At 63.5% G+C, this 14822-nt stretch carries 15 protein-coding genes and 2 tRNA genes; 6 read left to right on the top strand and 11 right to left on the bottom strand.

Annotated features, from left to right (window positions below):
* Positions 1-22 precede the first annotated feature (22 nt).
* The 3 genes from FJT57_RS07720 to FJT57_RS07730 all read right to left on the bottom strand — a co-directional run bounded on the left by FJT57_RS07720 (position 23) and on the right by FJT57_RS07730 (position 2990).
* Positions 23-97, bottom strand: a tRNA-Glu gene (locus tag FJT57_RS07720).
* 117 nt (positions 98-214) lie between these two features.
* Positions 215-2218 carry a 3-hydroxyacyl-CoA dehydrogenase/enoyl-CoA hydratase family protein gene (locus tag FJT57_RS07725; protein ID WP_144903814.1) on the bottom strand — a complete coding sequence of 668 codons (2004 nt, stop codon included), beginning with the start codon at positions 2216-2218 and terminating at the stop codon, positions 215-217.
* A 208-nt stretch (positions 2219-2426) separates the two neighbouring features.
* On the bottom strand, positions 2427-2990 hold the full coding sequence (locus tag FJT57_RS07730; RefSeq protein WP_144903816.1) for a DNA-3-methyladenine glycosylase family protein: 564 nt from the start codon (positions 2988-2990) through the stop codon (positions 2427-2429).
* Positions 2991-3138: 148 nt separating this feature from the next.
* Between FJT57_RS07730 and FJT57_RS07735 the strand changes: the two genes are divergently transcribed.
* Positions 3139-3732, top strand: a complete 594-nt coding sequence (locus FJT57_RS07735) for a GNAT family N-acetyltransferase (protein WP_144903819.1) — start codon at positions 3139-3141, stop codon at positions 3730-3732.
* Positions 3733-3746: 14 nt separating this feature from the next.
* A tRNA-Thr gene (locus FJT57_RS07740) sits at positions 3747-3820 on the top strand.
* A 365-nt stretch (positions 3821-4185) separates the two neighbouring features.
* Here the strand turns inward: FJT57_RS07740 and FJT57_RS07745 are convergent.
* The 5 genes from FJT57_RS07745 to FJT57_RS07765 all read right to left on the bottom strand — a co-directional run bounded on the left by FJT57_RS07745 (position 4186) and on the right by FJT57_RS07765 (position 8901).
* Entirely contained in the window at positions 4186-4599 is a 414-nt protein-coding gene (locus FJT57_RS07745; RefSeq protein ID WP_144903822.1) for a hypothetical protein, read from the bottom strand.
* A gap of 59 nt (positions 4600-4658) precedes the next feature.
* A complete protein-coding gene (locus FJT57_RS07750; RefSeq protein ID WP_144903825.1) occupies positions 4659-5762 on the bottom strand; it encodes a hypothetical protein in 1104 nt (367 codons plus the stop codon).
* Positions 5763-5916: 154 nt separating this feature from the next.
* A complete protein-coding gene (locus tag FJT57_RS07755; protein WP_144903828.1) occupies positions 5917-7191 on the bottom strand; it encodes a helix-turn-helix transcriptional regulator in 1275 nt (424 codons plus the stop codon).
* Between the two features lie 120 nt (positions 7192-7311).
* A complete protein-coding gene (locus FJT57_RS07760) occupies positions 7312-7785 on the bottom strand; it encodes an archease (protein ID WP_144903830.1) in 474 nt (157 codons plus the stop codon).
* A 150-nt stretch (positions 7786-7935) separates the two neighbouring features.
* Positions 7936-8901, bottom strand: coding sequence for a DUF502 domain-containing protein (locus tag FJT57_RS07765; protein ID WP_238993942.1), 966 nt, complete (start codon positions 8899-8901; stop codon positions 7936-7938).
* Positions 8902-9053: 152 nt separating this feature from the next.
* Here FJT57_RS07765 and FJT57_RS07770 point away from each other — a divergent pair, with 152 nt between their 5' ends.
* Positions 9054-9740 (top strand): DUF4336 domain-containing protein, encoded by a 687-nt coding sequence (locus FJT57_RS07770; protein WP_144903832.1) that lies wholly within the window; start codon positions 9054-9056, stop codon positions 9738-9740.
* A gap of 135 nt (positions 9741-9875) precedes the next feature.
* On the top strand, positions 9876-10292 hold the full coding sequence (locus tag FJT57_RS07775) for a hypothetical protein (protein WP_144903834.1): 417 nt from the start codon (positions 9876-9878) through the stop codon (positions 10290-10292).
* 25 nt (positions 10293-10317) lie between these two features.
* Here FJT57_RS07775 and FJT57_RS07780 read toward each other — a convergent pair whose 3' ends face one another.
* Positions 10318-10530, bottom strand: coding sequence for a ribbon-helix-helix domain-containing protein (locus tag FJT57_RS07780; RefSeq protein ID WP_049985763.1), 213 nt, complete (start codon positions 10528-10530; stop codon positions 10318-10320).
* Between the two features lie 124 nt (positions 10531-10654).
* Here FJT57_RS07780 and FJT57_RS07785 point away from each other — a divergent pair, with 124 nt between their 5' ends.
* Positions 10655-10978: a DUF5789 family protein gene (locus tag FJT57_RS07785; RefSeq protein WP_144903837.1), complete on the top strand. Its 324-nt coding sequence runs from the start codon at positions 10655-10657 to the stop codon at positions 10976-10978.
* 154 nt (positions 10979-11132) lie between these two features.
* Here FJT57_RS07785 and aglJ read toward each other — a convergent pair whose 3' ends face one another.
* Complete coding sequence (gene aglJ / locus FJT57_RS07790) at positions 11133-12059, bottom strand: S-layer glycoprotein N-glycosyltransferase AglJ (protein WP_144903840.1); 927 nt, start codon at positions 12057-12059, stop codon at positions 11133-11135.
* 148 nt (positions 12060-12207) lie between these two features.
* Between aglJ and glmU the strand changes: the two genes are divergently transcribed.
* Positions 12208-13410, top strand: a complete 1203-nt coding sequence (glmU, locus tag FJT57_RS07795) for a bifunctional sugar-1-phosphate nucleotidylyltransferase/acetyltransferase (protein WP_144903842.1) — start codon at positions 12208-12210, stop codon at positions 13408-13410.
* Between the two features lie 104 nt (positions 13411-13514).
* On the opposite strand, the gene FJT57_RS07800 is transcribed toward glmU, so the two are convergent.
* A complete protein-coding gene (locus FJT57_RS07800; protein ID WP_162524310.1) occupies positions 13515-14744 on the bottom strand; it encodes an MFS transporter in 1230 nt (409 codons plus the stop codon).
* Between the last annotated feature and the right edge of the window lie 78 nt (positions 14745-14822).

Below are 14822 nucleotides of genomic sequence, written 5' to 3' on the forward strand. Positions count from 1 at the left end.
CGGCGACTTGCTTCCGGAGAAGTGCTCGGTCAGGGATTTGAACCCTGGTCCTCGGCTCGAAAGGCCAAGATGATTGGCCGGACTACACCAACCGAGCCTGCATCCTTACGTGGCGGATATACTCGTTTAAAGATTCCGTTACAGGGGCGGTGCGGCACTGTTTCGCGTACGTCTCAGCGCACCGTCGACGCCCGAAACCCACCCGCGAGCGTCGTCATTTGCCCTCGAATTCGGGCTCGCCGTCGCCCATAAACGCCGTCATTCCCGTCATCAGATCCTCCGTGTCGAACAGGAGGCCGAAAGACTGCGCCTCCACGTCGAGCCCGGCGTCGACGTCGTCCCAGCCGCGGTGCATCGCACGCTTCGTGTACCGCTGGGCGATCGGCGGCCCCGCGGCGAGGTCGCGGGCCATCTCGAACGCGCGCTCCTCGAAGGCGTCGTTCGCGACGACCTCGTTGACGAAGCCGTAGTCGGCCATCGTCGCCGCGTCGTACCGGTCGGCGGTGAAGATGATCTCTTTCGCCCGGCCCATTCCGACAATCCGTTGAAGCCTGACGGTGCCCCCCCATCCGGGGAGCAGTCCGAGGTCGTGTTCGGGCTGGCCGAACTCCGAGCGCTCGGAGGCGACGCGGAGGTCCGCGCCCATCGCGAGTTCCATCCCGCCGCCGAGGCAGTAGCCGTCGACGCCCGCGACGATCGGGAGTTCCGAGGATTCGAACCGACCGAACGTCTCCTGTCCCAACCGGGAAAGCTCCGCGGCGTGGTTGACGTCGCCCGCACCGCCAGCCATCGCCTGAATGTCGGCTCCGGCGGAGAACGCGCGATCACCCGCACCGGTGATGAGCACCGCGCGAACGTCATCGTCGACCTCGAAGCGCTCGATCGCGTCGCGAAGTTCCTCCAGCAGCCCGTCGGTGATCGTGTTCATCCGGTGAGGTCGATCGAGGACAACGTGGCCGACGCGCTCGCGAACCTCGACGGTGATCGCGTCGTACTCGTATGCGTCGGTCGGGGCTCCGGTGTCGCCGTCCGGAGAACCGGCCTCGGCCGAACCGTAGAAACTGCTCCCGGCGTCGACGAGTTCCCGGAGATACGAGACCGCCTCGTAGCGCTCCTCGCCCGTCTCCTCGTACCGCTCGTCGAGGACGGCGAGCAGTTCCTCCAAATCGCGCTCGTCGAGCATCCGCGCGGGGCCGTCGGCCCAGCGCCCGCCGAGCTTGACGGCCGTGTCGATGGCTTCGGGACCGGCCACTCCGGTTTCGATCAGCCCGGCGACCTCGTTCGCGAGCACGGCCAGCAGTCGGTTAGCGACATCCTCGCGGACCTGATCGGAGGGGACCTGCGCGCCGCCCCCCGCTCCGTAGTCGTAAAATCCGGTCCCGCTTTTCTTGCCCAGGTCGCCCGCCTCGACCTTCGATTCGAGCAGCGGACAGGGTCGGTACGCGTCGCCGAGCGCGTCGTGCATATAGTCGAGGACGTGGTGGCCGACGTCGATACCGACCTGATCTGCGAGTTCGAAGCTCCCCATCGGGAGGCCGAGCCCGTACTTGGTCGTCGAGTCGACTTCCGCGACGGTCGCGTCGCTGTTTTCAACCATCCACGCGGCCTCGTTCATCAACGGCACGAGGACGCGGTTGACGATGAAACCGGGGCTGTCTTTGTGGACTCGCACCGGCGTCTTGCCCATCGCCTCGGCGAGGTCGGCGACGAGATCCATCGTCGACTCGCTCGTCTGCGCTCCGGAGATCACCTCGACGAGTTCCATCCTGATCGGCGGGTTGAAAAAGTGCATCCCGCAGAACTGCGCGGGGCGGTCCGTCTCCGAGGCCAGTTCGGTTATCGAGAGGCTGGAGGTGTTCGTCGCGAAGACCGCCTCGTCGGGTGCAGCAGCCGAGAGGTCCGCGTAGACGTCCCTCTTGATCGCCATCTTCTCGGGGACGGCCTCGATGACGACGTCGACGTCGGCGACGGCCGCAGCGAGGTCGACGTGCGTCGAGACCCGATCGAGCGTCCCCTCGGCGGTCGATTCGTCAATCTGTCCCTGCTCGACGAGCTTCTCCAGGGACCACTCGATCTGTTCGTACCCGTCGCGAACGAACTCCTCTTCGATGTCGCGCAGGCGGACCTCAAAGCCAGCCAGCGCGGCGACCTCCGCGATTCCGTGGCCCATACTTCCCGCGCCGAGAACAGTAATGGCGTTGACGTCGTCGATCTCCATACACGGTTCGTCGGCTGCTCGGTGTTTCAACGTTTCCTTCGCTCGAAAAATAAACTCAATTTTAGTTTCTATATGGTCCGGGCAGAACTGTGAACGAGACCGTCGATTCGATCGGAATCGGCAATCGAGTCGGGGGACTCACAGCGACCACACCGACAACCCACCGAGTACTACTCGACGGCCTGCCGAATACTACCGGGCGACCTGGCTAATCGACGACTCGCCAGAGGTACCGACTCGCGTGGCTGCGATACGGTCGCCACCGCTCGGCGTGTTCGACCATCGCCTCGCGGTCACCATCGTCGTAACCGTAGAGTTCGCCCATCCCCTTTCGGATCCCGAGGTCCTCGACCGGGAACACGTCGGGGCGGCCCAACACGAATATGAGGTACATCTTGGCCGTCCAGACTCCCACACCGCGGATCTCGGTCAGCAGACCGATCACGGTCGCGTCGTCTTCCCCTTCGAGTCCCGTCCTGGTCAAGTCCCGTTCCTCGAACGCATCGGCGACGTTGCGGACGTACTCGATCTTCTGTTTCGAGAGGCCGACGTCGCGAAGCGCGTCGTCGGGGGCATCGCGAACGCCCGTCGGCGTCACTTCGATCCGATCGAACAGCCGTTCGCGGATCGCTGCCGCGGACTCGACCGACAGTTGCTGGTTCACGATCGCGACCACGAGCCGTTCGAACTCGTCGTCGGCGGTGCCGATCGGTAACTCGCCGTGCGTTTCCACAAGCGGCCCTAGTTCCGGGTCGGTTCGCAGCGGCTCCATCGGTCCACTGTCCGATCCGAGCGGACAAAGACGCGTCGCTCGGTGGCCGCCACCTGGGTCCTCAACTGCCCGCACGTGGGGCCCGCGACGTCGCTCGCGAGATCACCCAATCAGACGAATATATCCCTCCGCCGCTCGAATCGAGGATATGGAGGATGCGGACGCAGGCGGATCGTCGGTCGATAGTGTGAGCGAAGCATCCCCGACGTCGATCGAACGCCCGGACGTGGCCGCAGTCGACAAACTCGTCGACCTGTGGGTCGCACTCGCGGCGGACCAACGAGCGCACGACTCGCACATCCTCGCCGACGAGAACCGCGCCGTCGTTCGCGACACGCTCGCCCGCCACGCGGTCACGGGAGGGATCCGGATCGCCCGTTTGGAGGGAACCCTCGTCGGATTCGTCACGTTCGGTATCGAGCGCGGTTCGTACGAGCAGGACGAGGTCCGCGGCGTCGTCAGGAACGTCTACGTCGACCCCGCGTGCCGAGACGACGGCGTCGGCACCGCGTTGATGGACGCCGCGGAGGCGGCACTGCGTGAGGCCGGGGCGACCGTCGTTTCGCTGGAAGCGATGGCGGCGAACCGTCGCGCCCGGGAGTTCTACCGTGATCGAGGGTACGCGACCCACCGAATACAGTTCGAGAAACCGATCAGTGGACACCCACCGGCGGGCTCATCGGAAAGGGATGCGGCGGGCGGGCCGTCCGCCGAAAACGACACACACTCAAAGGAGGACTGAGTAGGTCGACTCGCGCCAGGGGAGCATGGGCGGTTCATGCACTCGACTTGTAATCGAGACTTCGTGGGTTCAAATCCCACCCCTGGCTCTTCTCGTCGCGAATCCGCCGTCTGCGTCGGTCGGTTTCGAGTCGGTTTCGAGAGTTCACCAGCGGCACAGTCACCGAGATACCGATCGTGAGAACATCCTGGAGAGAGGTTGCTCTGCGCGGAAGAGACTGTTCGATGCGCGGAAGAGCTTCGGTTTCGACGGAGGGAGGAGGGCCTGCGTCAGCGGAGGTGCCCGGTGAGGAGCCACCGATCCGGCGTAGTGGGCTGAGGGGGGAGGGGGCAACCGGACGGGTATCGCGTCGGCGGGGACCGAATCGCGGGCGGCCCAACCGGGGCAGATTCGACTACGGGGGAGACCCACGTAAAAGCGCGCTTGCCTCAAAGAACCGTTTTAGTCTTCGTGTCACCGACGCCGACCTGCCGGGAGAAGGATCAGCGCACCTGGAATCGAGAGGGTTATCAGTTGAATCGGGTTTTTCCGGATATCGAAGTTCGGATCCAACGGTTGCGTCTGCACGTCAGTGATCCGCAGCGACGAGTAGTAGATGATCACGTGCGTGAGTGCGTACCCGGTAGCGAACGGAACAATGAGTGAGAACTGGACACCGAACTGTGTCGCAAGCAGGTTGAAGACGATCGCGACAATCGAGGACACAGCGAGGAAATCACCGATCTGTAGCGTCACACCGGTGAACGCGGTCAGCGCGGTGTCGACGAGAGACGCGCTTCTCGGGGTGTAGACAAACGCCGAGAATACGCTTGTGGCGATGAGAGTCATCCCCACGATGAACCCGACGATCGGGTACGCATACTCCATCAGTTTCGCTCACTAGCGGGAACGATATAACCCTACCCCCTCGGTATCAGAACTGAGTTTCAGATGCCGAACGAGGTCAGCCACGATCGGAACAGGTCGGTCGGTGATCTCCTGTCGCGTCCGGGAGCGTCACCCGCCTGTCCGGGCATCTCGCTGGGCTGGCCACGGTCTGCGGTTCCGCGGTCATTCCCCGGTGTGTCCTTCGATTCGCCCTGGTTCGACCGTGAGCTATCACTCCCGTTTGGAGACGCGTTCCTATTTTCCAGCACGTCTGATGCTGGTGCGTTCGGGTTTCCCGGCAGATCACTCCGGTTCTCGTTCGTTTCGGCGTCGACAGAGACTCGCCCCGGTCGATCGCCGTTTCGTCCCGGTGCGTCACCGGCCTGCCCCGGTGGACCCCCACGCTGCCCCATCGCCGCTGTTTTCATCCCCTGTCCGGAGTTCTGTCCCGCGATTCCCCGAGCGACCTCGGCGACCTCGGGCCCCGAGAGGTTCCGCGCCTCCGTTCGGAGTACCTCGATGTTCGAGGCGTTGATACCGTTCGCCTCTCGAACCGACTCCGGCAGTGACGAAGCGCTCTCGTTGGCCTGTCCGAGTCGCCGTTCCACCGCGTTGATCTCGGCTGTCAACCGCGCTGCGGTCGCGCGGTATCGCCCGTCGGAAATCTCTCCGGCCTCGTGGGCCTCCTCCAGTTCGTCGAGTCGCTCTCGAAGCCGTTCGATCCGTTCGCGGCTGTCGTCGACGTCGGTCGCGATAACCGCGGCCTTGGAGTCGTTCGTGGCTGCCGCGGCGACGCGCTGGCCGAACGCACGCGAGGAGACCTCGCTATCGACTTCCGTGCGCTGAACGGCGATCACACCGGCCAGTTGCGCGCCCGGGCTGAGGGCCGACGAATCGTTCTCAGCAGCGTCCGAGTCGTCCTCGGCGGTCGTCGTCGTTTCGTTCTCGTCCGCCGACGGCTCATTCGCTTCGGCTGTCGCCTCGCTCGCTTGTTCTGTGGCGGTTTCGTTGTCTCGCACCTGCGCTGCCGTCGAGTCGGTACTCGACGCGGAAGCGTCAGCAAGCGATGCCTGCGAATTTACCCCCGTCGCGGCTGCGATGCCGACGGGAACCGTCCCGATAACGACGACGAGCACGACAAGGAGCGTTACTGCGGATCGCATCTTGCTCTCCCCTACAACACGGATCGGCATATACCTCAAACATCCTTTGGCCCAGTTACGCCGACTTAATTCGGATTTTGTCGCCGACTGCGACGGTGTGTCACCGGTACTGTCAGAACGGGTGCGAGGTCGGTCCGCTTGCCGCCGACTGCGTTCACTCCTCATCATCTCGCCCCGGTTCCAAGCTCTCTCCGGGAAGCACGAGGACGTTTTCGCGGCCCAGGCGGAACGCGTCGAGTTTGTCCTCGTCCCGCATTTTCCGGATCACCTGACTCGTCTTCGCATCGGTCCAGTCGAGTGTCTGTGCGACCTCCTGCTGCTTCATCCGGCCGCCCTCGTGTTCGACGAGCGCGAGCACCCGCTCCTCGTTGCTGAGCAGCTCGTCCTCCCAAGGCGGCGCGCCGCCCGCCCCGGTCTCGTCGGCGGCCGCCACGCCCGCCGCACCCTCTCCCGTCGCCGAACCACCTGTCGGCGAACCGTCCGAACCGTCCCCGGCAGTTTCATCGGTGCCACCGCCGGTTGCAGCCGAACTGGCGGATCCGTCGTCTCCAGTAGTCGCCGCGGGTCCAGCCCCCGAAGTCGTGCTCACGTCGGCGGAGGGGTCGCCACCAGGCCCCACACCCGCTCGTTCGCGACGTCGATACAACAGCCACCCGACGGCACCACCAACGATCAGGAGTCCCAGCGCGCCGAGAATGAGTCCGTTGACGTCGCTGCTTTCACTCGACCCATCACCGGCATCGTCGGCCCCTGTCGTAGTCGAATCACCGGCGGGCGGCGCCTCGGTGACCAGGACGGTCGGTTCGTTCGCGCCGAAATCGAGCGGGCCGTTCCAGACGACGATCCGGGAGTTCAACCGCGTATCGTCCGGCTCCGGCTGCACCGTGTCGAGCGCGTATCCGTCCGGCCAGGAGAACTGCAAGGAGGTCTCTTCGTCGAGGAAGAGCCCGGCGAGCGCGTCGCCCGCGCGGATCTCCCCGTCCTCGACGACGGCGAAGTTCGTCCAGACGAACGTGTAGGTCACGACGCCGTACTCTTGCCCCAGTGTCTGTGTGGAGGTCGCGACACTGACGTCCGCTATCGTCATCTCGCGGCCGGTCGCGTTCTCCGCGGTCGCCGCGGTCGACTCCATACGCTCGCGGAACTGTGAGGTGTACGCCGATTCGTTGGCTTCGATGTCGCTTTGGAGGCTCTCGAACGCTTCGGTCGCGTTCTCATCGTCGAGGCGGACGCGGTACTCGACCGCCCACGCCGCGCTGCCATCCTCAGTGAGCGCGACTTGCATCGATACATCGTCCGGCGCGATCTGCGTTCCGACGATCGTGTCCGTCGTCTGCGCCGACGCGCCCTGCGCCGTCGTGCCGACGCCCCCGATGAGAGCGGCAACGACGAGGACGACACAAACGAAACGCACTGCGCGATCGGTCATTTCGTAGCTATCTCGTACCGGGGGGCACAAACAACTTCCGAGACTGAACGTCCCAATTATTTGAATTATGCGAGACGGCGGAGATCGAACCCCGGTCGAGATAGATCGGTCAACCGCGGCTCACACGTCGAATACCACGTAGCCCACCCAGCCCGCTTTGGTTTCCTCGACGCGCATCTCCGAGTACGTCACGGCCTTCACCTCTCGGGCGTCAAGCGTCGCGAGCGGGATGCCGCGGTACGTCCCCGAGAGTCGCCACTCGACCACAGCCGCACCGTCTGTCTCGCCATCTGCGTTGTCGGTGACTTCGCCGTGTTCTCCGGCCACGTTTCGGACCTGCACTCGGTTGTCGACCGGCAGTACGCTGCGAACGTCTCGTTCGTAGATCAGTTGATCGAGATAGTCGAACAGCAGCGCCTCCAGGCTCTCGGCTGCGACGTCGACATCGTAGCGTTCGGCGCTCGTCGTCGCGGGAATCTCATCGCAAGAGGCGGCGGCGAGCCCGTTCGCGACCGCGCCGAACAGCGTCGAGAGATCGGGCGCGATCGCTTCGACGGCGACGTCCGCGGTGTGCTCGCGAAGCTCGAAGGACATACGGAACGCGACGGTCGGGGCCAGCCTGTGTCTTCCGGTTACCGCCCTGGAGTGCCAACCGTTCAGACGGCGCTTCACTTAATCAGACAATGGTTGACTCGGTCGGACGACGCCTCACTCGGTCAGATATCGTCCCGAGAACTCCGATAATCAGTCGTCGTCGCGAGAGTCCTCGGTGGATTCCCCCGAATCGCCGGTATCGGGGTCCCGCTCGCGCCGGGCCAACTCGTGCGGCGTCTCTGCGTGGGCGGGGTCGACCCGTTCGTCGTACCGCCGTTGTTGATCGGTCTCCTCTGATGCCGGTGCCACGTTCGCGTCGGGAGCGGCCGCATCGCCGTCCCCGTCGGAATCGACCGCATCGCCGTTCCCGTCGAGGTCGACGTCGGTCAGCGAGTTCAGCTCCGCCCGTGAGAGTCCATCTGCCGTGTCCGTAAGTGCGACGCCGCTCGTGACGATCGCCTGCACTCCCTCTTCGACGGTCATATCGACGTCCATCACCCGACTCTCCGGGAGGTGCACGAGGTGGCCGCCCATCACCGGGTTCGGCGCGAGCGGGAGAAACAGCGTGAGCATCTCCTCGTGGCCCGCGGCCGTCCGGAGAACCTCCGGCGTCTCCGTCGTGACGAATCCGAGCGTGTACGCCCCTTCGTGCGGAAATTCGACCAGTTTGACCTCGCGGAAGTTCTCCGCGTCGGAATCGAGCATCACGTCGCTCATCCGCCGAAAGCTTTCGTACACCGATCCCACGCCGGGGATCTGTCCGATGACGTAGTCGAACTGATCGACGGCGCGCTCTCCGTATCGGGAACTGTTCACCACGAGGCCGATGCCGATGACCGCGCCGAAGACGATGACGGGAACGGCGGCTTCGATGATCCGTTCGGGGTCGATGTTCAACACGTCGGGGACCATCGAGACGACCGGCAGCACGACGACGACGTCGGAAAACAGGTTCAGATACCCGTAGACGGCGTTGAACAGGAACAGAAAGACGGCGACGGTGATGACGAGCGGGACCACGACCGCGAGTCCGGAGATGAACGCCTCGCGGAGGACGTCGTACATCGATTTCCGAACACCGCGCATCGAGGGCACAGCGGGGCCTGCGTCAGACATACGTACGCCGCCGGTACGAAGCATCCCCTCAAAATTCCCCTGGGTCCGGTACCTCCCCGTCGGGAAGGGGCCGAGCACGCTGGCGAGGAACGATATCGGGCGCGCGCCGATCGGCGAGGAGCTTTATCCGGTTCGCGCCCCGAGTGTGGAGTATGCCGATGAAGGGCGGCGACAGCGACGAGTACCGCGAGATCGACCGCTGGGACGGCGGCGTCGGCTGGGTGGCCTATCCCGAGGAGACGATGCAGCGCGCGAGCCACGCGCTCGTCGGCGACGGCGGCGGCGTCTGGGTTATCGATCCCGTCGATACCCCCGACATCGATGCGTTGATTGCCGAGTTCGGCGACGTCGCGGGCGTCGTCGTCGGTCTCGACAGGCACACGCGCGACGCGGCCGCGTTCGCGCGCCGTCACGACGCGTCGGTGTACGTCCCGCGATGGATGACCGGCGTCGCCGACGAGATTGACGCGCCGGTCGAGCGGTTCGACACCGAGCTCGGAGGGTCCGGGTTCGAGGCGTTTCGAATCAAGGACTCGACGCTCCCGCCGTGGCAGGAGGTCGGGCTGTATCACCCCGATGAGGGGACCCTCGTCGTTCCCGAAGCGGTCGGTACAGTCGCGTACTTCTGTGCTCCGGGCGAGCGTCTCGGCGTGCATCCGATGCTCCGTCCGATGCCGCCTCGGCGCGTGCTGTCGGGGTTCGATCCCGAACGCGTGCTCGTCGGCCACGGGGCTGGCGTGACGTCCGACGCTTCGTCGGCGCTTCGCGACGCGCTCGCGAACGCGCGGACGAACCTCCCCGGTGCCTATGGGCGGGCGCTCAAAGAGATGCTGTCCTAATCGGTGCATCCGATGCGGTCCTAACCGGCGAGTTCGATTCGGTCCTAACCGGCGAGTCCGTAGGAGAAATACAGAGGAGGGACCGCTGTCGTCGACGCCGACGACGTTTTTACTCGGGCGGCCGTCTCACTGGTCGTGGTCTACATCACGAGCGGGCTGTTGGGGGCACTCCTGGAGATGGCCGAGGCGGAGGAACCGACCTCCGTCAGCGTCGTCCTCGAATCGACGCCCGCGAGGGAGTTCGAGACCGGCCTCTCGCTCGGTCCGGAGACGCCGGTACTCACTCATTTCTACTTCCCCGAGGCGAGCGGGTCGGTAACTGCAGTTTTCGGGATGGACCTGGGAACGCCCGCGGGTCGGAGTCGCGCCCGGTTCGTCTCACACCCGCAGGGACCGCTGGAACCGACGCGCGAGGACACCTTCGCCGCCGCGCTCGTCGTCGCGGTGCCGCCGTGGGAGGTGGCGTCGTGTGCGGTCTTCGACCGCGAGGGCCGCGAACTCGATCTCGACGTGCTCGACGTCGAACCGCCCGAGGATTCTGTCGCCGGATAACCGACAGAAAGCGGATCAGGTCCCGTCAGCGATCCAGATAGCCCAAGTCCGCGAGCTGTTCGGCGATATCCTCGAACTGCGCCTCCGTGAGCTCGCCCTCCCGCTGGTACTGGATGACGATGCTCCGCAGGAGGAATCGCACGAGATCGCTGGTGCTCGAAAAGCTGGTCCCCTCGATGGTCTCGTCGACCCGCTCGGCCAGGTCTTTCGGGATCGAGACGGTCGTGTACTCGGTCATCGTCTGAACGGTCCGAGGCGACGAGCGAACAAAACCCTGTGGAGTCGATCGGACGGGATCCTGTGGAGTCGATCGCGGTCGGGAGCCGAGGGTTTTTCCATCCCCCGAACCGTAGCCGTCGGCGATGGCTGTCAGACCACCGCAGCAGGGCGGAGACGAACCCGACTCGCTGGAGTTCGGCATCGCGGCGCTCACTCCGTACCTCTCGGAGGCGGACCTCACCTTCCCCGCGACGAGCGACGAGATCGTGCGCGCACTCGGCGATCCCGAGATTCCCTACGATGCCAACGATAACGCGGTCGCGCTCTCGGAGGCGCTCAACGCGGTCGGTCCGAATCGGTTCGATACTAAGCGGGAGCTCCTCGACGCGCTCCACCCCGTCTTCGAGGAGTATCGCGCGTCGAGCGGTGGCGTCTTCTCACAGCTTCGGGCACTGTTGCCGTTCTAATCCCACCCTTTTCCATCGTCTTCGGTCGCGCGAAGCGCGACCTCGAGCCCCCGCAAAAATCTGGAGCGTGAAACTCCGCTCGGCTCCCAGTGCGAGCCTCGCGGGACGGCGCGTAGCGTCGACCTCGTTGGCACAATCGGCCCGGCACCGACACCTACGAGTCCGACTCCGTCGTCTCGTCGATCTTCTGGAGCGTGTCCCGATGCAGCGTCAAGATCAGGTCCGCGAGCACGCCGAACATCAGCAGTTGGACGCCGACGATGATTCCGAAGCCGGAGACGACCGCCAGCACCTCGTGTGAAATCCCGGCGAAGACCCACTCGACGCCGACGTAGACGGCGATGAGGAGACCGGTGAGCGTCGAAAAGACGCCCAGGCTTCCGAAATAAAAGAGTGGGTTGTTGGTCTTCGCGCGGCGATAGAGTTCGAGAAAGATGATCCCGCCGTCGCGGACCGGTCGGAGGTTGGTGTCGGATCCGGACGGGCGCGGAAGGTAGGAGATGGGCACGACCGTCGTCCGGATGCCGCGCTTTGCGCACTCGACAGACATCTCCGTCTCGATGCCGAACCCGTCGGAAGAAAGCGTCATCCGCAGGAACGATTCGCGGGAAAACGCCCGGTACCCCGAGAGGATGTCCGCGAAGCGCTCGCCGTGGACGTACGCGAAGCCTCGGTTGATAATCCGGTTTCCGATCCGGTTGAACCGCGTCATCGCGCCTTCGTGGAGGTCTGCGAAGCGGTTGCCGATGACGTGCTCGGCCTGGTCTTCGAGGAGCGGTTCGAGCATCGCGTCGGCGTCTTCGACCCGGTAGGTCGCATCGCCGTCGAGCATCAACACGTACTCGCGCTCGACATGTTCCGTGACGCCCTCGCGGACCGCTTGCCCCTTTCCAGTTCCCGACTGATAGACGACGCGCGCACCGCGAGCATCAGCGATCTGGTCGGTCTCGTCGTCGGAACCGCCGTCGACGACGAGGATGTCGTCGAAGCCCGCCCCCCGGAAATCGTCGATCACCTGGCCGATCGTCTCGGCCTCGTTGTAGGTGGGCACGAGGACGGTGACGTCGTCGAGCGATGGCATTGCAGGCAGTGCGTCGGGGGTGCATAAAAGTGGTACCGGAACGCGGCGGCATCTTCGGGGTGGCTGCCCGGAGGGCGCCCGGTCGATCTCCGCCGGGACCGCCCGCGGACCACGGAATCTATACGCCGGTAGCCCGTTGCACAGGCATATGTACGGTGTCGTGCTCGCGGCCGGACAGGGGACGCGGATGCGTCCGCTCACCGATCACCGGCCGAAGCCACTGCTTCCCGCTGCCGGTCGCCCGCTTCTCGAACACGTCTTCGACGCCTGTATCGACGTCGTCGACGAGTTCGTCGTCGTCGTCGGCTATCGCAGTGACGACGTGATTGCCCAACTCGGCGAGGAGTATCGAGGAACGCCGATCAGCTACGTCGAACAGACCGATCCCGCGGGGACCGCCCACGCGATCGAGCAGGCCCGCGAGGTCGTCGACGACCGATTCATCGTGCTCAACGGGGATGTCCTCGTCGACACCGAGTTGCCACGCGCGCTCGCCGACGCGGAGGGGCACGCGATCGCAACGACCCCCGTCGAGGATCCGCGGTCCTACGGCGTCGTCTCCGTCGATCCCGACGGCTCGATGGCGGCGATCGTCGAGAAGCCCGCCGATCCGCCGACGAACCTCGCGAACGTCGGCTGCTACGCGTTCGATCCGGAGGTCTTCGAGTACATCGATCGGACCGAAAAGAGCGAGCGCGGCGAGTACGAGATCACCGACACGCTCGATCTACTGCTTTCTGACGGGCACGACGTTTCGGTCGTCGAGTACGACGGCCGGTGGCTCGACGTCGGCCGCCCATGGGAGTTACTTCGGGCGAACGAACTGCTACTTACGGAGATCGAACGGGACGTCCGGGGTTCCGTCGCCGGTGGGGCGCAGTTGGACGGAGCGGTCGTCGTCGCCGAGGGAGCGACGATCCGCGAAGGCGTACGCGTGGAGGGGCCGGTCGTGGTTCTTCCGGGCGCGGAAATCGGGCCGAACGCGTACGTTCGGGGATCCACAGTCGTGGGACCGGACGCGCGAATCGGCCACGGAGTCGAGGTGAAGAATTCGATCCTGCTGTCGGAGGCGGCGGTGCCGCACTTGTCCTACGTCGGCGACTCGGTGTTGGGACGGGACGTGAACCTGGGTGCCGGAACGAAGGTCGCGAATCTCCGCCACGACGACGCCTCGGTGAAGATGACAGTGAAAGGCGAGCGCGTCGACACCGGTCGGCGAAAGCTCGGCGTCGTCCTCGGTGACGGAGTGAAGACCGGAATCAACGTCAGTCTGAACGCGGGCGTGAAAGTCGGAAGCGGTGTGGGAATTGAACCCGGCGAAGTGGTGTTGCGGGACAGAGACGAGGCGTAGTGCGGACAACACGAGAAGATTCGCGACTCGGAAGCTCTCCTAGAAATGGTCGGTTGTCTTATATACTTATCTCGTAATCGCTGGAGCATAATATTTACCTAAAACTAAGATAATTTACTATCAAGTGGATTTCCAAGATAAAGAATTCCAGCAACCGAGACGACTCCGAGAGCACCGACAGAGGCCCCGAGAGTCAAAAATGTCTGTGAAACACCGACGAACCCCATCATAACACTGAATATAATAGGTCCGATTACCTGTCCGATATTCTGCATAGTAACTGCAGTAGACATAACTCCTCCCCGTGTGCCTGTGGATGAAAATTTATTTACAATACTTTTTTGCGCCGGTGATAACACTCCGTCTGCGATGCCCACAACTGTGATACCGAATGTGAGCATAAGCACATTTGGCATCGCACCCATAATAACTATCCCAAGCGATAGAAAGAAAAAGCTCACACACGTTAACAGAACAGTGTCATAATCTACGGAAAGCCGACCGACCTGTGTTGACATCGCTGTTTTAGCGATTCCTCGGACAGACATTAATACACCTACCGCAACGACAGTCATAGCCGCTTCTTGTTTGGCAAGCACAGAAATGTAGGTTATCAATCCGTAAAAGAGAACAAATCGGAGTGCGAACGAGATCATCAAAAGCACCATCGCTTTCTGCTGTAGTGCGACAAGCGTGTTATCAAAGTACTCTCTGTAGGACCAGTCATTTTGTGGTTGGATTTCCGGAACCGATTGCCAGACCCAAAGTGCAACAGGGAGCGTCAGGAAATATAACAAAAACGGAGTCCGCCACGAGTAGACGAACAATAGTCCACCAATGAGGGGCGCGACGGCGTTCATCAGACTATTAGCGGACACACGCATTCCCTGAACGGTTGTCTCGCGCGTTCCGCTGTATAGATCGCCGATCAGCGTCAAAATCACTGGTGTGGCACAGGCAAATCCGATACCTTGGAGGGCTCGCATAAAAAGCGCGGTCTCAAACGTCGAGACGACACCCACCGCCGCCCCCGCAATGCCGAAGAGGACGAGCCCTGCAGTCATAACCGGTTTCCGCCCCAACCGGTCCGAAAGCGCACCGACGATAGGAAGACAGATCGCCGCAGCGGCCGTGTAGCTGACGATCAGCCACCCTCCGCGCGCCTCTGAGACGGCAAAAACAGTCGCGAGGTCGGCGATCATGGGACTGATCAGTATGCCACCGGTAACAAGGATGCTACTCGCAACAATCAGTGCTTGTGTCGCAGTATCTGCTAAGAGATCACCCTCTCTACCGAATACCCTGACAGCGAGTTCGCGTGTCGGAATTACCAATCCGGAATCACGGTCAGTAGTTGTCCTCCGACCGAGTATAGCTTTTCGATCGTCTGTCGGTCGTCTCTGTGATTTCTA

Source organism: Halobellus captivus, from assembly GCF_007655485.1.
In the GTDB taxonomy this organism is placed as follows: domain Archaea; phylum Halobacteriota; class Halobacteria; order Halobacteriales; family Haloferacaceae; genus Haloquadratum; species Haloquadratum captivum.

Coding starts and splice junctions, on each gene's coding strand:
- FJT57_RS07725 (WP_144903814.1), bottom strand. CDS start 2,218: ATGGAGATCGACGACGTCAACGCCATTACTGTTCTCGGCGCGGGAAGT.
- FJT57_RS07730 (WP_144903816.1), bottom strand. CDS start 2,990: ATGGAGCCGCTGCGAACCGACCCGGAACTAGGGCCGCTTGTGGAAACG.
- FJT57_RS07735 (WP_144903819.1), top strand. CDS start 3,139: ATGGAGGATGCGGACGCAGGCGGATCGTCGGTCGATAGTGTGAGCGAA.
- FJT57_RS07745 (WP_144903822.1), bottom strand. CDS start 4,599: ATGGAGTATGCGTACCCGATCGTCGGGTTCATCGTGGGGATGACTCTC.
- FJT57_RS07750 (WP_144903825.1), bottom strand. CDS start 5,762: ATGCGATCCGCAGTAACGCTCCTTGTCGTGCTCGTCGTCGTTATCGGG.
- FJT57_RS07755 (WP_144903828.1), bottom strand. CDS start 7,191: ATGACCGATCGCGCAGTGCGTTTCGTTTGTGTCGTCCTCGTCGTTGCC.
- FJT57_RS07760 (WP_144903830.1), bottom strand. CDS start 7,785: ATGTCCTTCGAGCTTCGCGAGCACACCGCGGACGTCGCCGTCGAAGCG.
- FJT57_RS07765 (WP_238993942.1), bottom strand. CDS start 8,901: ATGTCTGACGCAGGCCCCGCTGTGCCCTCGATGCGCGGTGTTCGGAAA.
- FJT57_RS07770 (WP_144903832.1), top strand. CDS start 9,054: ATGCCGATGAAGGGCGGCGACAGCGACGAGTACCGCGAGATCGACCGC.
- FJT57_RS07780 (WP_049985763.1), bottom strand. CDS start 10,530: ATGACCGAGTACACGACCGTCTCGATCCCGAAAGACCTGGCCGAGCGG.
- FJT57_RS07785 (WP_144903837.1), top strand. CDS start 10,655: ATGGCTGTCAGACCACCGCAGCAGGGCGGAGACGAACCCGACTCGCTG.
- aglJ (WP_144903840.1), bottom strand. CDS start 12,059: ATGCCATCGCTCGACGACGTCACCGTCCTCGTGCCCACCTACAACGAG.
- glmU (WP_144903842.1), top strand. CDS start 12,208: ATGTACGGTGTCGTGCTCGCGGCCGGACAGGGGACGCGGATGCGTCCG.